The 1,533-nt window shown below is 33.1% G+C and carries 1 protein-coding gene; it reads left to right on the forward strand.

Annotated features, from left to right (window positions below):
• Nucleotides 1-394: 394 nt before the first annotated feature.
• On the forward strand, nt 395-1,533 hold a 1,139-nt coding region (locus ADIARSV_RS00795), incomplete at its 3' end, for a peroxidase family protein (protein WP_040298639.1).

The following is a 1,533-nucleotide window of genomic DNA, read 5'->3' on the forward strand; positions in this document are numbered from 1 at the left end:
AAACGTTCGTTTTGAGAGACAACTATTTTGTTTGAGCCTTCTAAAATATTATCAAAAACTCATTATCAATAATACTAAAAAAGGCTTTGATTAATGGAATGAGTTTATGATAATCAGCAAAAAAGAAAAAGATCGATCAGGCTTAATAGGGAGAGATTTGGTATGTTCAGTTGCGGTACCCTCAGGGGCAACAATCAATGATCAAAAAACGAGCGTTTCTTAGAGACGCTTTGCCAATCAGCTTGGTTCACCTGCAAACGGAAAAAGAGAAATCTTCGCTTTTGAAATAGCAAAATGACTATATGTAGCTATATGAATTTTGTTTTATCATTGATAAGTTTAAACTTTATTAAGAGTTAACAGACATTCGAAATTCTCCTATCTATAAATAAATATGACAACAGAACATAAACTCGAAGAAAAGCTTCCCAAGACTAATCTACTTACAAAAAAACTTTTTGCACATGGCGGACTTTATAGACCGTTAAAAAAAGAAGTTACAAATTCTGTTTTCTCGACTTTATTTGAAGCCAATTTTATAACAGACGAAGCTACGATTGTCAGTATGATGCAGGAAAAAGCCCAAAATATCCTTGACAACTTCTTTTATCGAATAGTTGACAATAAACCTTATCGAATTTCGGATAAACTAATTGACTATTTGACGGATAAACAAAAAGGGAAATTATTAGCCTCTATAGATGAAAGTGGTAAAGAAATTCTCGAGCCAAATAGTCGAATACCTACATTCATGGTGTTTGTAGGTCAATTTATTGATCATGATATAACTCTTAATCCAATTAATTTAATAGGAGAAGGTGGAAATTCTGGGGACAATGAAAGTGGTGCATCTGCATTTATCGATCTAGATTCAGTCTATGGCGGTGATGATAGAAAACATTTAGTTAGTGGACAATTATGGTCAATGGTTAACAATACTGACGGGAAATTTAAACTTAGCAAAATCGGCAGAAATGCTTATGATTTACCTCGATTCAAATCCGTAGATAAAGATAACAATGTCACTTATCCTGCATATATTTTTGACGCAAGAAATGATGAAAATCAACTAATACTTCAGATCCATATACTTATAATGCGATTACATAATAAAATCGCTAACTTATTCCAAGCACCCGACCCAAATAATCCTGAGTCAGTTATTGGTTTTTATTACCATGTCAAAAGTGAAGTATTAAGAATATGGCAAAGTTTCATTTGGCATGAGTATTTGCCAGCTTTGGTTGCTGAAACCCCTCTAAATTGGGCAATCAACAAAGTAACTAACTCTTCAAAACCATCTGAATTTGGAATGGCTCATGAATTTGCATTGGCCTTTAGAATGGGACATAGCCAACTAAGGCCATTCTACAATTTGAATCTAGATAATTCTGTAGTACTATTTGATCCATCCAAGCCAATAGAAAGCGACTTAAGAGGCAATAAACAATTAACACTAGAACATACTATTGACTGGAAATTTTTTATAGATGAAGATATCTCGAACCAAACATCCAATAAAATTGACACAAG

The organism is Arcticibacter svalbardensis MN12-7 (assembly GCF_000403135.1).
Classification (GTDB): Bacteria; Bacteroidota; Bacteroidia; order Sphingobacteriales; family Sphingobacteriaceae; genus Arcticibacter; species Arcticibacter svalbardensis.